An 18,342-nucleotide genomic window follows, 5' to 3' on the forward strand; every position below is an offset into this window, starting at 1 on the left:
ATCTAATATGGCACTGCGACTTAAAACTTTGGCTTTAGCTACGGCATTTGTATCAATGTCATCTCACTCTGCCTCGTATGCGATAGAAGCTCGCGGTGATGCGATGGGCGGAGTTGGGGTCGTATCAGCTAGCTATCTAACAGCCCCATTTTATAATCCCGCTTTAACGGCTATTTATCGACGTAACGATGATGCTGGTATGATCCTACCGAGTATCGGTGGAAGTTATGAAGATCCCGATCAATTCGTTGATGCGATAGAAAATTTGGCCGATTTAATTGAAGAAGCGGAATCTAGTCCCAGCTTAGCATTGGAAAGCGAGCTTGAAACTGCCTTGGAAAATATGCAAGGTAAGCAACTTAAGTCTGAATTAGGCGCAGTAGTCGCGATTGGGATTCCAAATTCATTTGTCTCTATGACGGCATATGGAAAAGTATATGCAGAAACTTATGTCACTTCGGATATTGATACGTCAGATTCAAACACCATTAATAACGCTCAAAATAGTTCTATAAATGCAGTGTCTGTTGGGATTGCAGAAGCAGGTTTGACACTAGCAAAGTATTCTCACTATCTTGGACAGCATATTGCACTTGGAATAACGCCTAAAGTTCAACGTATTTATACCTTTGTCTATAACGCTAGCTTTGATGATTACTCGATCCTGGATGTCGGAGATAACTCAACAAAAGAGTCGATGATTAACGTGGATGCGGGGGCGGTATGGTTTTATGGGCCTCTACGTGTTGGTTTATCGGCGATGAATTTAATTTCTAAGGATATAGAAACTCAGTCCGTTAATGGTAACCAATACTATTATAGCCTGGAACCTCAATATACTGTCGGGTTTGGGTTAGTGGCTGACTATGCAACACTCAGTGTGGATTATGATCTAAAAGAAGAGTCTCACTACGTTGGGTTTGATGATAATACACAGATGATCAGAGTAGGAGGAGAGATTGACTTGCTGCGCCAGTTAAAGCTTAGAGCTGGCTACAACAAGAACCTTGCTTATGATAGTACAGATCCGACGTGGACAGCGGGTGTAGGAATTTCGCCCTTGGGTTTAGTGGAGCTTGATTTGGCGGTGAGCTACTCCGGTCCTGATTCTAAAGGAGCTTATATCAATTTCTTAAGTACGTTTTAACTTCTAAAGTGCCTAATTTATTTTAATGCCCGCATATGCGGGCATTTTTATGCCTGAAATACTAGGAGTTCTGGCGTAAGTAAACATTCACTCATCAGCTTAATGTTTGTCGTGAAATAAGTAAAGAATTTAGATCTATTTAGGATCTATTGGCAGTATAAAACACTGTAACCCATATCTAACAATCTATGTAATATAGTCAAAAAATCTAATATAAGATCGTATTGTCTAAAGCACTATAACTAAATGTATTGTGGCAGGAGGACTAATACAATTACGGTTTTATTGGACGAGATATACGTTTTTTTAAGGGGAACTGTAAATGCTGAAAGAAAAGTATAGTTATGTGAGAAATTTCTTTTAGCGGTTTATTGAATGGTGATATTGAGTCAAATTAAGAGCGCTAAGTAGTGCAATTAAGCAGAGAGAAAAATTTATGACACCTTTAATTGATTGTAAGTTAGCAGTAGGTGGCAATGTTTAATATCGAGAATAAGAGTAAAAAGTAGAATGGCTGATCACCTAATGCCATAGTGAAAGATAGTGATGCAGCCAATTTGCTTTGATTAGGTCTTAGTTGGTTACTTCATTGAGTGCAGGCCTATGGTATTGCCCTCGGTATCACATAACACACTAATAAACCCATGTTCACCGATTTGCATTTTGGGAACGAGTATTTCACCACCGCTCGATAACACACGAGATTCTTCGACAGCACAATCGTCACATGAAAAGTAGACTAGGGTGCTATTACCACCGGCTTTAACATTGCTCATATAGGCTAATGCGCCACTCGCACCATACTGTTCCATATTGCTTGGGAAACACCACATCTCGATTTCTATCATTGCAGGACTTTCTAATTTTTCCAATTTTACATTTAATACCGATTCGTAAAATTTACGAGCTCTAGGCATATCATCAACATAAATTTCAAACCATCCAACGGGATTAGATATCATAATTCCATCCTTAGTCATGAGCTTAATGAGGAATATCAGTCTAGCTCTAATTAAGAAAATTGTTAAGCAGTTGTTAATTGCATAAGCTTAATAGGTGACGTTTATCTAGAGTAATGGCCTGAAATATAAATGCAGAGTTCAGAGCACGATCAACTACAATTTGGAAATCTTCTATCGAATTACACGTCAAATTAGCGATTTGTAAATTACGCATTATGTACGTTATGTTAAATAGTGTTTATGTAAACTAAAATATTTCCCCTATCTGAAGACTCATCATGATTAGAACTTTTTTATCAACTTCGAAGCCTATATTTGTAAGTTTTTACTCAATCGAATCCAATACGCACTTAACGATATTAAATTCGATTGAGTGAGAGTTTTGTCTAATGATTTTCTTCGATGAGTTTATATAGTTCTTCTTTTAAGAATAAGTTATATAAGTAATAAGAGCCTTCTTTCGTTAGATGGCCATCATCAAAAAGCAACGCTGAGTTTTGATCATCAATTTTGCCTAAACATTTGTCGCTATTGCATAGCCTATCCAGAATAGATACATATGTATAATTTTTGTGTGCTTTAGATAACATGATTTTATCTGTAGCGAGAATTGATTGTGCCATCCCTTTCTTTGGTAGCATAGTGATTGCCTTATCCATATAAGTGCGCGATATTACGACAGGTAAATCACTCCACTGAGGTGTTGGTCCAACAACAAATAATGCGCCAACCCCAAGTTGTTTTAGGTTGATAGCAAGTTGTTCAAAATCGCTTTTTTCATGTTTATCGTGCTGAGCAACTATCACAATATCAGGCTTTATCAATTTTAATTTGGATAAAACATATTTATTTGAGACCTTACATGCTTCACCTCTTACACCTCGTAATACTTTGTTGTATTCATGTCCAAATTCAGCTTTACAACTCGAAGATGCCACTTGAGATACATTTAATGAATCATCTTCTTTAATTGCTTGACCAATAGCTTGCGCGTGTGAATCTCCCCAAATAAATACATTGGGTTTATTATGGTCGAAATTTAAGCACCTAGGTGAGACACTATCTCTTACTACTTCAAACGTACCGGAGAAATAATCAAAAAAGTTACATTCGTCGGCAAAATATTCATACGAATGTCTTAAGGTTTCAACTTCTTCCGAGCGATATCTGTCCATATATAAATGTGCCTCACTACCATATGTGGGCATTAATTTTTGCGTTGATGTGGACTGGAGTACCAAAGAGGTTAAAAACACACAGTAGAATATGATCATTGGTTTAGAGATCATAAATATAATCAAAGTCGGCTTCTTTAAACTCGAAAATTTAAATGACTCTATAAACTTAAAACTCAAAAACCCAAGTGTAATGGATATAAATATTCCGTAGACAATCCAATTTTCAAACCCTAGATAATGTTCTAAAACGACTACTGGCCAATGCCATAAATATATTGAGTATGACCATTTACCTATATATTGAAATATGATGTTGTTAGTAACGATGCTGCTTTGTTGATTTGCAGAAATCATCAAATATGCGCCAATTACCGGTATAGCAGCTAGATAACCGGGCCAAGCATTTCCGCCAGAGATAAGTGCATATGCTGAAATAATTAAAGCGAGCCCTAACCATTCTGTGATTTTTCGTTTTGAGTCAGTGATATGCCAAGGGTAAAGAAAAGCAACGCCACCCAACATCATTTCCCAAGCTCTTGTTGGAAATAAATAATAAGCTCCAGTTGGCCATTTGGTTGTAGCGTAAACACTTACAATGAAACCAAATACTGTACCAATAACGACTAGGCGCTTTAGGTTACTAATTGATAAAAATGACTTTAATACTAATAGGACTATTGGATATAGGATATAAAATTGCCACTCTACAGAAAGTGACCAAGTGTGTAGTAACCATTTTTCGTGAGATGATACATCAAAGTACCCAGCTTCTTTCCAATAAATGAAATTAGATACAAAACTGATACTGCTTGCAACGTGTTTAATCAGCGGTTTGTAGTCAATTGGTGTTAGGAAAAACCAACCAACCGTTAAAAGGACTAAACATAGAACAGCAAGAGCTGGGATGATCCGGTTAGCTCTAGCGGTATAGAAGTTAAACAATTTGAAATCGTTATTTTCTAGTCCTTTAAAAATTATTCCAGTCATTAAAAAACCGGAAATAACAAAGAAGACATCTACACCAGCAAAGCCTCCAGGAACCCACGTTGGATTAAAGTGAAAAATAACAACAGCAATAACAGCTATTGCTCTCAACCCATTAATGTCATATCTAAAATTCATAAATTACACACTAAATAAAAACATATCCTTTTAGTATATATGCAGGACTATGTAAGGCAAGAATTTAGAAGTTGAGAGGAAGCGCTATATTACATTTGAGAATGTTTGAAAAACGCGTTTATTAACATTAATAATGTTAATAAACGTAGTGATAACACATCTCTAGATTTTGCGATATAAAGAAGTGTCAGGTAGTTAAATCATAGCTATATCATTTATCGCTATTGTGATTCAAGCTATGCTGACAATTCATCAACAGCCGCAAGTGCCTGGATTCCGTATGTAACTGAGGGGCCGCCTCCCATTAATACAGCGACATCAATGGTTTCGACTAATTCTTGACGTGTAGCTCCTGCCTTTAACGCTGCGGACACATGCGAAGCAATACAACCATCACAACGGGCGGCAATGGCGATGCCTGTGGCGATCAATTCTTTATTCTTAATGCTCACCTCGCCTTTGACCATGACCGCTTTGCGCAATGCAACAAAGGCATTGAGTGTCGCTGGACTGGAATTTTTGTATTCCATCCCCTGCTCGCGCAGCGATTGATTGAGTTCTTTGTAGCTTTTAGCCATAATTTTGATTCCTTTTTTAGACTTTTATTCTGATACGAAAATGCCGCCCGTTTTGGCTAGTTTTATCGTGTTGATTACTAACCAAGTAATTAATACCGTTGTGCCTAATGTTAACAACTGACCCAATATCGCTAATATATCGCTGTTTATCAAATGCGCCATTTTAACGGTTGCCGTAGCCAGTGCCGCGCTTGGAAATGAATACGCCCAAGAGGTTAAGTAGAACGGTAAACGAGCAAATTTAATGATATTAATAGAAAGCAAAATGCTTAAAAATATGGCGGTGTAGTAGAGTATCCGTGCGAAATTATCAATGCCACCGATGATGTGTGTATAAGAGATAAAACCGATAGATGGCGGCGCTAAAAGGATAAACAGCATTGGATACAGTTTTGGCGGAAGTTGGTCATGGAAAAACAGGCGATAGAACAATACGGTGAGTAGAATTATCCAAAAAACGATTCCGATGCTAAAAAAGAACCAGCTTAACTCAATAAATCCTAACGTTACTCCTGAAATCGGTACGATGATGTTGCCGACGACTGGAATGAACCAACTTGGGTTTACATGAGATATTGTGTAGTGACTATGATGTATCCAGCTCGTCATTACATACAAAGTTAATGTAAATTGCACGATTGTTCCCACACTCCACAATATCAGTGACAATGTAGCGTAATCTTTCCAAATAGCTGATATCAGCAATAAACTAATTGAGAAAGCTGGGAAGAAATTCATTCGTATTGGATGTTTTAATTCATGCAATACGGCTTGTTTAAACTTAAAGATTTTAAATAGATAAAACGCTGAGAATATGAGCATAATTAATGATGTGGATGTGGCTAACAGTAAGCTTATTGGATATGCGATTGACCAACTATTGACACTCCAAGTAATCGTTAACCCACTTAGGCCCATGATTATCGCGAACAATGATATTGGGAAATGAACGAGTTTATTTTCTACGAAGTGGTTAAGATTACTTGGTTGTGAAATCATGTCACTCCCCTAATACGATAACGGTGTTAATCCCTACTAACGGAAATTTTGTTCTGAAGAGTTAAAGCCTCAAAATAACAATCAATGCTCCAAGAAAGTTATTTATTTTACATATGCAACATATGGGCTTGCACTACATTAAGAGATTGCCTTCAATTGGAATATACTGACTTGCCGAATTAATCAAAGAATAGGCGGTAAGTTGAGGAACACCATAAACTTCACTTTTTACACCATAATTTGTGTAAAGTTTAAGTAGCAGTAGATCAAAGTCGCCATCTCCAGACACTAAAACGACGGTATCAGCTTGCTGCCCATATTCTATAGCATCTAATGTGATGCCTACGTCCCAGTCACCTTTTGCGGTTCCATCACTACGTTGGATAAATGGCTTTAGTTTAACTTCGAATCCAATCGCCCTTAAAATATTCTGAAACTGACGTTGCTTTTCATCTCCACGGTCGATTGCATAAGCAATTGCCTGTACGACTTCACGATCCTTTGTCACCTGACGCCAAAATTCATTGTAATCAAAGTTACGTTTATAGGCTTGTTTGGTTGTGTAATAGACGTTTTGTACATCGACGAGCAGAACTATTTTTTCCATTGCAAAAGCACCTTACGGTAAATGGATAACTAAAATTAAAAGAGATCGAAAAAGATCGCTCGTGATCATATCGAATAAACCAATTTGTTTATGAATTAGCCGCCTGCAAGCTTAACGTTATAACCTTTTTGTTCAAGGAGTTGCTTTAATTTATCTCGTACATCTCCTTGGATTTCGATATCACCGTCTTTGATTGCACCACCGCAGCCACACTTCTTCTTTAATTCTGCAGCCAGTAATTTTAGTGGCGCATCTTCTAAGCCTAGTCCAGTAATGATAGAAACGCCTTTGCCTTTACGGCCCTTTGTTACCCGTTGAATACGGACGATACCATCACCAATTGGTCGTTGTTTTTTTTCGGCTTCTGGCTTAATACGGCCAGTTTCGGTTGAGTATACTAATGTCATGGGAGGTACTCATGTATGCTAGCGAATATAATATTTGATTTTATCACATCTTATTGAAATTGTTATGTTGGCTTTATCTTATAGCGTGTGAAATTTATGATATTATTATTGATATAGTTACTCAGTTATAGTGCATTAGAATGAAAAAAAACGTTATCGTAAAAAGTCAATTTGATAAAGACCGCTATTGTCGTTATTTATCTCAGTACATCTCGATCGAACAATTACAAATGATGACTCAGAAACAATATTCTCGTAACTCACTATTGGCAATACGCAAAGATTGGTTGAGTTTTACCGATTATGCGAAGTTAAAGCAGCGTCCCTTTCTACCAGCTTCCGTGGATACCGTCTTAGAATTTATAACGATGATGAGTCATAAGCGTAAGTTCTCGTCGTTAAAACGTTACGTTATCACAATATCAAATATTCATAACATCTTATCCTATAAAGACCCTACATCATCAGTTCAAGTTAGCCTTCTACTTAATCGATTGAAACTTGAAAAGCTCGGCGATGAGAAGCAAACTCCTTCATTTACACTAAATCATTTAGAACGAATCCGCGATCTACTGATTGTTGATTCTACTCCTGTAGCGTGCCGAGATTTAGCCATTTATTCGATTATGTTTGAATGCGCATTGAAAAGAAGTGAAGTAAGAGAACTTAATTTTAGCCAATTCACAAATAGCTCATCTGAAGATGACAATATAATCGTTCAGATATCAGAAAAGTCATATCAACTATCCTGCGATACAAGCCAGGCTCTTAATCGTTGGTTCTTGTTACTAGATAAGTTAGAAGGTCCCGTATTCCGCTCAATCAATCGTCACCAGCAGATAAATAATGCTGTTTTGAATGATTCATCTATTTATCGAATTCTTAAAAAAGCCTCAACAATGCTTGGACTCCCGGAACATTTAAGTTTTTCCGGTCAATCAGCTCGGGTTGGTGCCGTCACGAAGCTCTTTAGTCAAGGTTATAACATAAAGGACATTCAAAGTTTTGGACGTTGGAATAGCCCTGTAATGCCAAATCTGTATTTAGGAAAAACTCATTTGGCAGAACAAGGAAAACTCATATTTAAATCTTTCAATAAAATTAACTGATCCGAGATAGGATGGCACTTGCAAGAAATTCTGAAACTTTATGACCATTGTTTTCCAACATTTTTGGAAACATTGATATAGGTGTCATACCAGGAAATGTATTTACTTCATTTAAGAATACGTCACCTTCTGGAGTCAGAAAAAAATCAATGCGCGATAGATCGCGCAGTTTTGTATGTGTAAAAACTTTGCGAGCATAACACTCAATTTCTTCACGCTGCGACAAAGTGAGATCACTAGCTTCAATTTTAGTCAGTGAGTGACTTGATGAACTATATTTTTCTTCATAAGTATAAAATGCTCCATCGGGAGCGATCACTTCACCGGGTTTGGTTATGTGCAGCTCACCATTGATTTGATAAGCAGCAACTTCCAATTCTCGAGGCTTAACCGCGAGTTCGACCAACACTTGATTCGAATATCCAAATGCTTTATCAATTGCATCCCCTAGTAAATTCGAATCTGTGACCTTGTAACACCCTATGGATGACCCTTGGCAAGCAGCTTTTATAAACACTCCATTTTGACAAGTACTAAAAAAGTCTTTCGCTTTTTCAATTGCTTGTGGTGAGTTTTCGGATAAAAACATATAAGGTGTGTTAGGGATATCAAGCGCATCGTACCAAAGTTTTGAAGTGATTTTATTAAAGCTGATGTTGCTTGCTTCGGGACCACATCCTAAGTAAGGAATACCGGCTAACTCAAGCATTGATTGGATATCGCCGGTTTCCCCAGGAAAACCGTGGATACAAGGAACGACAAAATCAATTTTGTTGCTACTCGATTTACTATTAATCGTTGCATTATTCGTGTCTAAATACGCAAGTTCGGTATTTTCAAAAAACCAACCATCTGATTTTATTTCGACACGTATAACATTAAACTGACGACTTTTTCTTAGTTCATCATAGAGATAGTCAGCGGAAACAACCGAAACTTCATGCTCAGCGGAAGTACCACCACACAACAACAGTATATTAATTTGATCCATCACTTGTTCCGTATTGTGTATTTTTGATGCTCTATCATAGTTAAGAACCCGACTATATCCAAAAAATTTATAATAAACGCTTTCTAATTGCCTAATTATCAAGCGTATTCATATTTTAAAAGAACATTAGTTTAGTTTTTTCAACATTGGATATGCTGAATTCTTAATCTCATCGATGCTTTTAACAAATGGCTTCAAATCTCTGATATTTTTAGGCATGTCTTTAATCGCAAGTTTTGCATCAGATTTTGTCGCATAATCTCCATACAAGACCGTATACCAAGTGGTGCCATTGACTTGCTTGTAGTTTTGCCAAATTGGCTCGACTTGTTGAGGTAATTGTGACGCAAACTTGGTTGCTTCCATTTCATTTGAGACAGCAACCACTTGTATTGAATAACCAAATCTAGCGGCTGCCTTCATTTGTTTCTCTGTTGGTGGTTTTATATCGACAATAGTCGCTGTCGATTGTTCCGCTGTGGTCTCGGTACCAAATAAGTTTGTCGCCTTTTCTTTTGTTTCGTTTTTCGCATCTTGGAGAGATGGTACAGCTGCTTCTTCAATTGCTATAACAGGCTCGATTGTGGCTACATTGTAGTCTTGGATAGAGCCTTCCGTTTTAACATCCGTAACATAAGTACCTGATGAACAGGCGGTTAAAAACACGGATGCGCATAGCAAAAATTTAGTATTCATAATCAATAAAATCCTGAGAAAACGGTTTTCTAACTATGCCGACAGAGTTCGTGATAATCAAGTTCATGTCGTGCATACCCTAGTTAATGATGTGACAGATAACACAAAAACACTAGATAAGGCCAGACTATATATGAGTTTTTATCGCTAGAACAAGCATTTGTCTCGTATTAGACATACGATAACTAAAAATGTGAAGAGGGAAATAAGTATGTCGACATTAACTCCATTTTTCAGACCAAAATCTGTAGCAGTCATCGGTGCCTCAAATCGCCCACTTCGTGCTGGAAATGTCGTCATGAACAACCTTTTACAGTCGAAATTTGTTGGTGCTATTATGCCGGTCACACCGAGATATAAGGCGGTTTGTGGCGTTCTAGCCTACCCCGATGTAAATGCTCTCCCATTGGTTCCCGATGTCGCAATTTTATGTACCAATGCTTCGCACAATGTTGAGGTATTCGAGCAACTGGCACAATGCAGAGTCCCCGTTGCCATTATCTTGTCGTCCGATATGAATAAAGAAAGTGAAAAAGGAAAGTCAATCCAGCAACAATGTGAAGAAATAGCAGCAAGAGCGGGGATTAAAATCCTCGGGCCAAATAGTTTAGGGGTGTTGCTACCATGGCAAAATTTCAACGCATCATTTTCTCCTATTTCTGCGTTACGTGGGAATATAGCGTTCATTTCTCAATCAGCAGCGGTCTGTACAACCATTTTAGACTGGGCTTATGAAAAGCAAATTGGGTTCTCGGCTTTCATTTCATTAGGAAATGCCTCAGATATAGATTTCGCCGACTTGTTAGATTTTCTTTCGACCGACACCCATACCGACTCCATCCTTCTCTATATCGATTCAATACGTGATGCGCGGCGTTTTATTTCTGCATCTCGTGCTGCATCACGCAATAAACGAATTCTCGTCTTAAAAGGCGGTAGAACTCTTGAAGGATCTGCAGCCGCTTATGCACACACCGGTGGTATAGAATCTCTGGATATCATTTACGATTCGGTAATTCGTCGTAGTGGAATGCTTCGAGTCCAAAATACTCATGAATTGTTTGCCGCGGTAGAGACTTTGACTCACTCGGTGCCACTTCGCGGTGAACGCTTAGCCATCATTACCAACGGCGGCGGACCAGCAATCATGGCTGTTGACACCTTGCTAGATCGAGGTGGAAAACTGGCACAATTGGATGATGACATACGTGATAGACTTAGTGCTATCTTACCTTCAAGTTGGTCACACAGTAACCCAATTGATCTCGTTGGTGACGCAGATGACCAGCGCTATGTGCAAGTTTTGAACCTGCTGTTAGATTCCGATATCGCTGATGCTATCTTAGTCATGCATTGCCCTTCTGCTGTTGCACAATCTGATCAAACCGCTCAAGCAATTATTGACACCCTTCAAGCGCACCCAAAGTCGCGACAATTTAACGTATTAACCAATTGGGCAGGTGAAACGACGACCAAAAATGCGCGTGCTTTATTTAATAAAGCTAAAATTCCGACCTACCGTACTGCCGAAAGTGCTGTAATTGCATTAATGCACATGGTTGAGTACAAGCGAAACCAAAAGCAACTAATACAAACACCAACATCCGAGTCGTCAATTCCAGAGATCAAACTCAAGCAAGCGAGAGCCTGGATCCAACATTCACTTGATCGGAACGCTCATCATCTCGATACACACCAAATTGGAGAACTACTCTCGTTATTTAACTTTAATGTTCTAGCAACATGGTTAGCAGCCGATCATATTGAAGCGGGAAATGTGGCTGATAAAATTGGATATCCAGTAGCGGTTAAGTTGCGATCACCAGACATTGCTCATAAATCAGATGTACATGGTGTTGTGCTTAACTTACACAACCGGAGTGAAGTCGAGGATGCGGCTGTATCCATCATTAACCGTGTTAAACAGAATTATCCTGACGCAAGAATTGAAAGCCTTGTCGTACAAGCGATGGCACAATTAGCAGGCGGAGAAGAATTGCGCTTAAAAGTTAAAAATGATCAGGTTTTCGGGCCTGTAATATTAATTGGGCAAGGTGGTTCTGAATGGAACATTGCACTCGATGCGGAAGCGTCGTTACCGCCACTCAATAATGCACTAGCCCGTTACGTGATAACTAAAGCGATTAGAAATGGAAAGCTCCGTCTTAAGCAACAACCGGGTACTATCGATATCGATGCATTAGCAGGCTTAATGGTCAAGGTTTCCCAAATGATCATCGAATGCCCAGAAATTCATGAAATCGATTTTCATCCATTACTGGCGAACAACAATAAGTTTACCGTGTTGGATGCTGACATAACATTGAGAGCCTACAGTGGTCCGCGCCAAAAACGACTAGCGATTCGCCCCTATCCTTCTGAATTAGAGTGCAAGGCTGAACTAAAAGATGGACGAACAATCTTATTGCGCCCCATTCTTCCAGAAGATGAACCGCTGCACGCCGATTTTATTAAGCATGTATCGAAAGAAGATCTTTACCGCCGTTTTTTTACGGAAGTGGGCGAATTTAATCACGAGGCTCTGGCGAATTTAACCCAGATAGATTTTGATCGTGAAATGGCATTTGTTGCTGTGATGGGTGTAAACCATCAAGACACAATTATAGGTGTATCAAGAGCGTTGATTTCTCCAGACAATCAAGACTCCGAGTTTGCAATTTTAGTTCGTTCGGATATGAAGGGAATGGGACTTGGATATCTACTTATGGATAAAATTATCGAGTACTGCAAAGTTAAACAAACCAAACGAATGTCAGGTATGACAATGCCAACAAATCGAGGAATGTTACAACTAGCACAAAAAATGGGGTTTTCCATTGATGTTCAATTTGAAGATGGTACCGCTGATATGAGTATGGAGCTAAATTAGATCATATAAAAAGCCTCTTCAAATAATAGATCTTGATTTACTATTTGGAGAGGCTTACTTCATTACGACTCAATTTTTTGAAGAATGGAGACCGAAATATTAACGTTCCTGACGCAGCATCCAAAATGCAGCGGCTAGGAAAAAGAGGATTAACGCTAGTGCCATTATTTGTCCTTTACTCATTTAGTGACGTTCAAGTTTATAGATCAGTCTTCACCAACCATCCAGCGCGGCAATAATGCACTAACAGAGGTCATAGTACAACCAAAGTGGCGATTAATTCGTCTAAATAGCGATCATGATCGATTGGCACTATTTTTCGACGATTTAGTTGGCCTCTTTGATTGGCAATTTTGAGATAAACAAGTAATTTACACTGCAAGTGCGTCATTTAACGGTATATGATGCTGATAAGAATTTTCTTCACAACCTAGCCACTGGTGTGATAGTGGGATAATGTGATGATGTTGAATAAACCATTTACTTAACGATTTGACTGGGAAGTCCATAACATCACCGATACGCCACTGTTCAAACAATGAATATGGATATGTAAATTGCTCTGGTGTGCAAAACTGTTCTAAGTGGGATGAGTTAAATAACCAACTCACTAACGAATCGATATTGTTATCAATTAGGTCTATTGAATCTAAAACGACATCGACGTCGTGACCACCCTCGATATGATCACGAATACTAACCACTTCAACGTCAACATTATCCGTTGCCAATATGGCGATAATCGCATCAACGTAGTAATGAAAATAAGGGTGTCTTTCACAGTAAGCCAAGGTAATTGTGTTGTTCGATTTCGGTGGTACCACATCCGATGTTTGGTTCGTATGATACCATCCAGACTTCATTCCATAAGCGGGTAATAAGTGGTAATTAACCATTAAGGATTCGGAAATCTCTCGGAAAATAGCAGACGAATTTAACTTCGTAGCTAAATAACGCGCCCAATCGTTATCTTGAGCAACTCCCGAACGTTGATTTACCATTAGATAGCTGCATCCAAAGTCTAAATAAGCTTCTTCATTTTTATGCTCCCTCTTACGACGTGGGCAATCGAACGAAGGGTAAGTCAACGCGAATGGCGCATTGGTAAGTATTTGTATTTCAAGTTTCTCGATTAGAGGACGTTGGCCAAAATAGGTATCATGAATAACGAGATCCAACTTATCGTCGTCATATTTTTCAAGCTTAAACGGACCTGTACCAATCAACTGTGATGTGGTGACTTTTGACTCATCGATCGTTTCGTGTCGCAACAACCGAATTTTTGCACAAGTTTCAGCCAATGCTCTATCTAGATGAATGTCTGGTGATGTCAGCAATATATCTACAATATTATCAGAAACTACAGTGACATCGTCGATATGACTGTAAAACGAAAAACGACGTAAATCTAATATACAGAGAGCAACATGAGAACTGTCTAAGCGTTGACCGTTGTGAAAGTACACCCCTGTACGTAAATAGAAACGCCAATGTGTATTTGAAATTGCTTCCCACTTATATGCCAGATCTGCTTTAACACCCAAATTTACGTCATATTTTACCAATCCATTAAATACTTGCCCTATCAGTTGTTGTTCCATTCGAGATCGCGCTTTGATAGGGTCGAGCGTTGCTACAGGTTTGAAATAGGGGAAACGTGCAATAGGTAGTTCGTCATCAATATGAACACCAAAATAATCAAGTAGAACTTGATCCAGCTCTGACGAATCAGACTTTAAAACGGTTAATGCTGAAGCATAGTTGCCATCTTCTAAATAGCGCCGAGCAAGATGATGACTTATTTCATCTCGACTTTGCTTAAAAACTAACTGTGATGATTTACCGCGGCCTGCAGACGGATGCCATTCTATCCACCCCTGCTCTTCAAGTTTATTCAAGACCATCCTAGCGTTACGGCGGGTACAAGAAAAAATATCAGTAATTTCTTCTATTTGAACATTCACATCAGCTCCGTGAAAGTGTTCAAACAAGGTTTCAAATTGGACTCGTAAACGCTGACTACTCATAAAGAGGAAAACTTCTCATGTACTAATTAACGAACATTTCCTCATTTTAAACACATCCATAGATATTGTGTAGCTTTATAAAATAATCCTGAATTGACGTGCTATTTAATTCGCTGTTTCATGATAGCGACAGTGAGTCGACTGGTACAAACTAAACGATCACGCTCATCTGAAATTGCTATTTGCCAGACTTGCGTTGTCGCACCTAAATGCACTGGCGAAGCAACACCAGTGACGTACCCTTCTCGAACAGCACGTATATGATTGGCATTAATATCCAAACCGACACCGTAATATTGCTCTGAAACACAAAAGTTTGCCGCAACAGACCCCAGCGTTTCAGCAAGAACAACCGATGCCCCGCCGTGCAACAAACCAAATGGCTGATGTGTAAAAGAACAAACTGGCATGGTTGCAGTAAGACTGTTCTCACTATACTCGCTATATACGATTCCAAGGTGTTCTATAAGCGTATTCACTGAAGTCGCGTTCAAGGTTTCGAGATCGATATTTTTTTTCCAAATTTTCATATTAGTGACACTCATAGCAATAAGAAATATTATTAGTAACAAAGAACGTTTTTAGACATATAGTAGAATTAGACATTACATTAATTGATTCGATTCCAGCAGGCAAAGCATTGTTTGTTTTTAACCTTCAAAGGAACATTTAGATGAATTGGAAAACTCGGACACTCTCGATCCTACTGGCATCCGTGTTAGTAGGATGTAGCGCCTCACCTACTGGAAGAAATCAGATACTTTTATTTTCCGATAGCCAGATGAACACGCTCGGCGCGCAGTCATTTGAGGAGATGAAAAAGTCTCAAGCCGTAAATAACGATCCGCGTATAAATAAATATGTCCAATGTGTTTCGGATGCAGTAACACAAAATGTAACCAAAACTGGCTTCAGCGAATGGGAAATCGTTGTTTTTGATAGCGATCAAATTAACGCCTTTGCGTTACCGGGCGGCAAAATTGGTGTCTATACAGGGTTATTGAAAACAGCAAAAACGGCCGACCAGCTTGCAACTGTGATTGGGCACGAAATTGCACACGTTATCGCCTCTCACGGCAACGAACGTATGTCTCAAACCTCACTGGCATCAACCGGACTTCAAATCAGTTCACTTGTCATCGGTACAAGTCAATATTCTCAATATCATAATGTCGCGATGGCAGCACTAGGCGTTGGTGTTCAAGTCGGAGTTGTCTTACCTTACGGACGCAGTCAAGAGTCTGAAGCCGATATTATAGGACTAGAGCTTATGGCAAAATCAGGATTCGATCCTAATGCCAGTGTTCAGCTTTGGAAAAACATGAGCGCGGCATCGAATGGTCAACAGCAGCCCGAGCTTCTTTCGACGCACCCATCACATTCGACTCGAATTAATGATCTCAATGATAAGATAAGAACCTTACCGGCCAGTCAAGTGACAAAGCCAAACTGTGGCACAATTCAAATATAAGATTACCTTATCAAAACCCTTTAATTTCTGGGCGTATAGTGGATAATACGCCCTTAAATTAACTCTTAAGGTCAAATGTTATATGTCTACTGAAGCTACTCTACTTGAACGCTGCCAATCCACTTGCGAACTCTGTTCTGCTGATTCGTCATTAACGCCTTTTGTTGTCACTCCTCACTCTTCGGTTACTGTCGATCACGCGGTGATGATTTGTCAAACCTGTCGCGACCAAATTGAAGAGACTACACCGGTTGACGCAAACCACTGGCGCTGCCTGAATGACAGCATGTGGAGTCAAGTGCCACCAGTTCAGGTTATGGCATGGCGTCAACTTAAGCTTCTTTCACAAAGCGAAGCTTGGGCGACCGATTTGCTCGACATGATGTACATGGAAGAAGATGTGGCGAAATGGGCTGAAATCGGCATGGACGATGATGAAGAAAAACCACGTGACGTAAACGGCGTTGAGCTTAAAAAAGGTGACGACGTAACAGTAATAAAAGACCTTCCAGTCAAAGGTTCTTCTCAGGTCATCAAGCAAGGCACAGTCGTTCGTGGCATTAGCCTCAGCGATGATCCAAAACTTATTTCTGGCAAAGCTAACGGACAATCAATGTACTTGATTGCGGAATATTGTCGTAAGAAATAAGAAATACAAAATCGAAATCAATTAGGGAGCCTTATAATGGCTCCCTTCTCTTTTGGTGAGTAAGTTATTCTTTTGAAATATAGTTTATTTTTGTGAAAGAATCTCATCAAATAATACTACTCGATTTCGTCCTGTGCGCTTCGCTTGGTACAAGGCTTTATCCGCTTCTTCGATCAATGCCGACTCGCTCTTAACGACTTTCTTATCCTGTGATACTGCTATTCCCATACTGACCGTAACACTAAAATTGTCTTTGGAACCCACAAAACTGAGGTGAGATATCTGATGACGAATACGCTCTGCCACGATAAAAGCACCTGAACGGTCCGCTTCAGGAATAATAATTAAAAACTCTTCTCCACCATAACGCCCAAAGCAGTCAGAATCACGCAAACACTCCGTTACTGTTTGAGCGACTTTCTTAAGAACTATATCGCCGGTTTGGTGACCGTGAATATCATTGACCGCTTTAAAATAGTCTAGATCGAGCATAATAACGGAAACGGGAGAATGACTTCTTGCTGTGGCACGGAGTATCTTGGTGAGAAACTCCATAACAACACCACGATGGTATACTTCGGTTAGTGAGTCATAGCACGATTGTAATTTGACTTGTTCCAGTGCTGTATTGAGTTGTTCATTCAAGTTCTTTACTGTTTCGTACATATGCCCTTTACACACTAGCAGTGCAATACTTCTCGAAACGGCAACGAAAAACTCTTGGTGTACATTCTTGTAAGTATTAGGAGTTCGACTCGAGAAAAACAAGAAGCCAACCAACTTAGAATCTACATTTAGAGGGCATGTTAAGCTGGATTGAACCCCTTCATTTAACATCATTCTGGTCATGACTGAATTCGGGTTTTCTAGCCCATATAATGCTAAGTCATTAATGATACGGGGTTGCTTTTGGTTTGCTAATTCTCCCAGACTTGTTTCTTCAATAGGAACCGAAAAGCTATCACTTGCCTTAAATGAAGGTTCGTACTTAGTTCGGACCCAATATTGGCTCAGGCTAGTCCCATCTTTTGATACCAGCGAGCAACCAATGCGGTCAAAAGGAATGATCGTTTTGAAATTATCAAATGTCAGGGTCAACACTTCATCCAACGTCATACCGCCAATAATTTCTGCGAGAGTATTGTTTATTAACCTTGACTGATCGAGTTCTTTTTTAACCCACCGAGCCAAATTCGCTAATTCGGCTTCAAAATTACGTTGTTCTTGGGTGTGTTCGTTAGAATTGTCTGGCTCATATTGAAATTCGCCACTCATTATTTCTGTTAGTACGTGTTGGTATTTTTTAAAGTTAACTTGATCCATAACCAAAGAGCTCATTCTATTAATAGACGCCACAACTCTTTAAACTATATGTTATGAATGATCACTCTGCTAAATTTATATCGGTGTTTATACATAAACGTGATCTTAATTAATCACGATATCGGCTAATGGATAAAAGAAAGCTAATAATGTCCAAACCATTATCCATCCAATAACAACAAATAA

16 protein-coding genes are annotated in these 18,342 nt (G+C 39.1%); 5 read left to right on the plus strand and 11 right to left on the minus strand.

Going from position 1 to position 18,342, the window contains the following annotated elements; translation table 11 throughout:
* Positions 1-7: 7 nt before the first annotated feature.
* On the plus strand, positions 8-1,147 hold the full coding sequence (locus ACWU4D_RS05625; RefSeq protein WP_456050417.1) for a conjugal transfer protein TraF: 1,140 nt from the start codon (positions 8-10) through the stop codon (positions 1,145-1,147).
* 581 nt (positions 1,148-1,728) lie between these two features.
* Here the strand turns inward: ACWU4D_RS05625 and ACWU4D_RS05630 are convergent.
* From ACWU4D_RS05630 to yciH, 6 genes are all read right to left on the minus strand, one after another.
* Positions 1,729-2,109, minus strand: coding sequence for a VOC family protein (locus tag ACWU4D_RS05630; protein WP_456050418.1), 381 nt, complete (start codon positions 2,107-2,109; stop codon positions 1,729-1,731).
* Between the two features lie 386 nt (positions 2,110-2,495).
* Entirely contained in the window at positions 2,496-4,409 is a 1,914-nt protein-coding gene (locus ACWU4D_RS05635) for an acyltransferase family protein (RefSeq protein ID WP_456050419.1), read from the minus strand.
* Between the two features lie 236 nt (positions 4,410-4,645).
* Positions 4,646-4,987, minus strand: coding sequence for a carboxymuconolactone decarboxylase family protein (locus ACWU4D_RS05640; RefSeq protein ID WP_456050420.1), 342 nt, complete (start codon positions 4,985-4,987; stop codon positions 4,646-4,648).
* A 24-nt stretch (positions 4,988-5,011) separates the two neighbouring features.
* On the minus strand, positions 5,012-5,986 hold the full coding sequence (locus ACWU4D_RS05645; RefSeq protein WP_456050421.1) for an SLAC1 anion channel family protein: 975 nt from the start codon (positions 5,984-5,986) through the stop codon (positions 5,012-5,014).
* A gap of 133 nt (positions 5,987-6,119) precedes the next feature.
* A complete protein-coding gene (locus tag ACWU4D_RS05650; RefSeq protein WP_456050422.1) occupies positions 6,120-6,593 on the minus strand; it encodes an NYN domain-containing protein in 474 nt (157 codons plus the stop codon).
* A gap of 95 nt (positions 6,594-6,688) precedes the next feature.
* Positions 6,689-7,000 (minus strand): stress response translation initiation inhibitor YciH, encoded by a 312-nt coding sequence (gene yciH / locus ACWU4D_RS05655; RefSeq protein ID WP_456050423.1) that lies wholly within the window; start codon positions 6,998-7,000, stop codon positions 6,689-6,691.
* A 140-nt stretch (positions 7,001-7,140) separates the two neighbouring features.
* Here yciH and ACWU4D_RS05660 point away from each other — a divergent pair, with 140 nt between their 5' ends.
* Entirely contained in the window at positions 7,141-8,109 is a 969-nt protein-coding gene (locus ACWU4D_RS05660; protein WP_456050424.1) for a tyrosine-type recombinase/integrase, read from the plus strand.
* Here the strand turns inward: ACWU4D_RS05660 and ACWU4D_RS05665 are convergent.
* Positions 8,102-9,100, minus strand: coding sequence for a D-alanine--D-alanine ligase (locus ACWU4D_RS05665; RefSeq protein WP_456050425.1), 999 nt, complete (start codon positions 9,098-9,100; stop codon positions 8,102-8,104). The genes ACWU4D_RS05660 and ACWU4D_RS05665 overlap by 8 nt on opposite strands.
* Positions 9,101-9,226: 126 nt before the next feature.
* Positions 9,227-9,796: an SPOR domain-containing protein gene (locus ACWU4D_RS05670; protein ID WP_456050426.1), complete on the minus strand. Its 570-nt coding sequence runs from the start codon at positions 9,794-9,796 to the stop codon at positions 9,227-9,229.
* A 211-nt stretch (positions 9,797-10,007) separates the two neighbouring features.
* On the opposite strand from ACWU4D_RS05670, the gene ACWU4D_RS05675 reads away from it, so the two are divergent.
* Positions 10,008-12,686, plus strand: coding sequence for a bifunctional acetate--CoA ligase family protein/GNAT family N-acetyltransferase (locus ACWU4D_RS05675; RefSeq protein ID WP_456050427.1), 2,679 nt, complete (start codon positions 10,008-10,010; stop codon positions 12,684-12,686).
* A gap of 371 nt (positions 12,687-13,057) precedes the next feature.
* Here ACWU4D_RS05675 and ACWU4D_RS05680 read toward each other — a convergent pair whose 3' ends face one another.
* Both ACWU4D_RS05680 and ACWU4D_RS05685 read right to left on the minus strand, forming a co-directional pair.
* Entirely contained in the window at positions 13,058-14,713 is a 1,656-nt protein-coding gene (locus ACWU4D_RS05680) for an SgrR family transcriptional regulator (RefSeq protein WP_456050428.1), read from the minus strand.
* A gap of 101 nt (positions 14,714-14,814) precedes the next feature.
* On the minus strand, positions 14,815-15,243 hold the full coding sequence (locus tag ACWU4D_RS05685) for a hotdog fold thioesterase (protein ID WP_456050429.1): 429 nt from the start codon (positions 15,241-15,243) through the stop codon (positions 14,815-14,817).
* A gap of 143 nt (positions 15,244-15,386) precedes the next feature.
* On the opposite strand from ACWU4D_RS05685, the gene ACWU4D_RS05690 reads away from it, so the two are divergent.
* Positions 15,387-16,184 (plus strand): M48 family metallopeptidase, encoded by a 798-nt coding sequence (locus ACWU4D_RS05690; RefSeq protein ID WP_456050430.1) that lies wholly within the window; start codon positions 15,387-15,389, stop codon positions 16,182-16,184.
* 82 nt (positions 16,185-16,266) lie between these two features.
* Positions 16,267-16,833 (plus strand): PhnA domain-containing protein, encoded by a 567-nt coding sequence (locus ACWU4D_RS05695; RefSeq protein ID WP_456050431.1) that lies wholly within the window; start codon positions 16,267-16,269, stop codon positions 16,831-16,833.
* 84 nt (positions 16,834-16,917) lie between these two features.
* Here ACWU4D_RS05695 and ACWU4D_RS05700 read toward each other — a convergent pair whose 3' ends face one another.
* A complete protein-coding gene (locus ACWU4D_RS05700; RefSeq protein WP_456050432.1) occupies positions 16,918-18,156 on the minus strand; it encodes a sensor domain-containing diguanylate cyclase in 1,239 nt (412 codons plus the stop codon).
* Between the last annotated feature and the right edge of the window lie 186 nt (positions 18,157-18,342).

The organism is Vibrio phycocola, assembly GCF_053850235.1.

What these genes read in the sequence shown, in the direction of transcription:
- ACWU4D_RS05625 (WP_456050417.1), top strand. Translation starts at nt 8, where the DNA reads ATGGCACTGCGACTTAAAACTTTGGCTTTAGCTACGGCATTTGTATCA.
- ACWU4D_RS05630 (WP_456050418.1), bottom strand. Translation starts at nt 2,109, where the DNA reads ATGATATCTAATCCCGTTGGATGGTTTGAAATTTATGTTGATGATATG.
- ACWU4D_RS05635 (WP_456050419.1), bottom strand. Translation starts at nt 4,409, where the DNA reads ATGAATTTTAGATATGACATTAATGGGTTGAGAGCAATAGCTGTTATT.
- ACWU4D_RS05640 (WP_456050420.1), bottom strand. Translation starts at nt 4,987, where the DNA reads ATGGCTAAAAGCTACAAAGAACTCAATCAATCGCTGCGCGAGCAGGGG.
- ACWU4D_RS05645 (WP_456050421.1), bottom strand. Translation starts at nt 5,986, where the DNA reads ATGATTTCACAACCAAGTAATCTTAACCACTTCGTAGAAAATAAACTC.
- ACWU4D_RS05650 (WP_456050422.1), bottom strand. Translation starts at nt 6,593, where the DNA reads ATGGAAAAAATAGTTCTGCTCGTCGATGTACAAAACGTCTATTACACA.
- yciH (WP_456050423.1), bottom strand. Translation starts at nt 7,000, where the DNA reads ATGACATTAGTATACTCAACCGAAACTGGCCGTATTAAGCCAGAAGCC.
- ACWU4D_RS05660 (WP_456050424.1), top strand. Translation starts at nt 7,141, where the DNA reads ATGAAAAAAAACGTTATCGTAAAAAGTCAATTTGATAAAGACCGCTAT.
- ACWU4D_RS05665 (WP_456050425.1), bottom strand. Translation starts at nt 9,100, where the DNA reads ATGGATCAAATTAATATACTGTTGTTGTGTGGTGGTACTTCCGCTGAG.
- ACWU4D_RS05670 (WP_456050426.1), bottom strand. Translation starts at nt 9,796, where the DNA reads ATGAATACTAAATTTTTGCTATGCGCATCCGTGTTTTTAACCGCCTGT.
- ACWU4D_RS05675 (WP_456050427.1), top strand. Translation starts at nt 10,008, where the DNA reads ATGTCGACATTAACTCCATTTTTCAGACCAAAATCTGTAGCAGTCATC.
- ACWU4D_RS05680 (WP_456050428.1), bottom strand. Translation starts at nt 14,713, where the DNA reads ATGAGTAGTCAGCGTTTACGAGTCCAATTTGAAACCTTGTTTGAACAC.
- ACWU4D_RS05685 (WP_456050429.1), bottom strand. Translation starts at nt 15,243, where the DNA reads ATGAAAATTTGGAAAAAAAATATCGATCTCGAAACCTTGAACGCGACT.
- ACWU4D_RS05690 (WP_456050430.1), top strand. Translation starts at nt 15,387, where the DNA reads ATGAATTGGAAAACTCGGACACTCTCGATCCTACTGGCATCCGTGTTA.
- ACWU4D_RS05695 (WP_456050431.1), top strand. Translation starts at nt 16,267, where the DNA reads ATGTCTACTGAAGCTACTCTACTTGAACGCTGCCAATCCACTTGCGAA.
- ACWU4D_RS05700 (WP_456050432.1), bottom strand. Translation starts at nt 18,156, where the DNA reads ATGGATCAAGTTAACTTTAAAAAATACCAACACGTACTAACAGAAATA.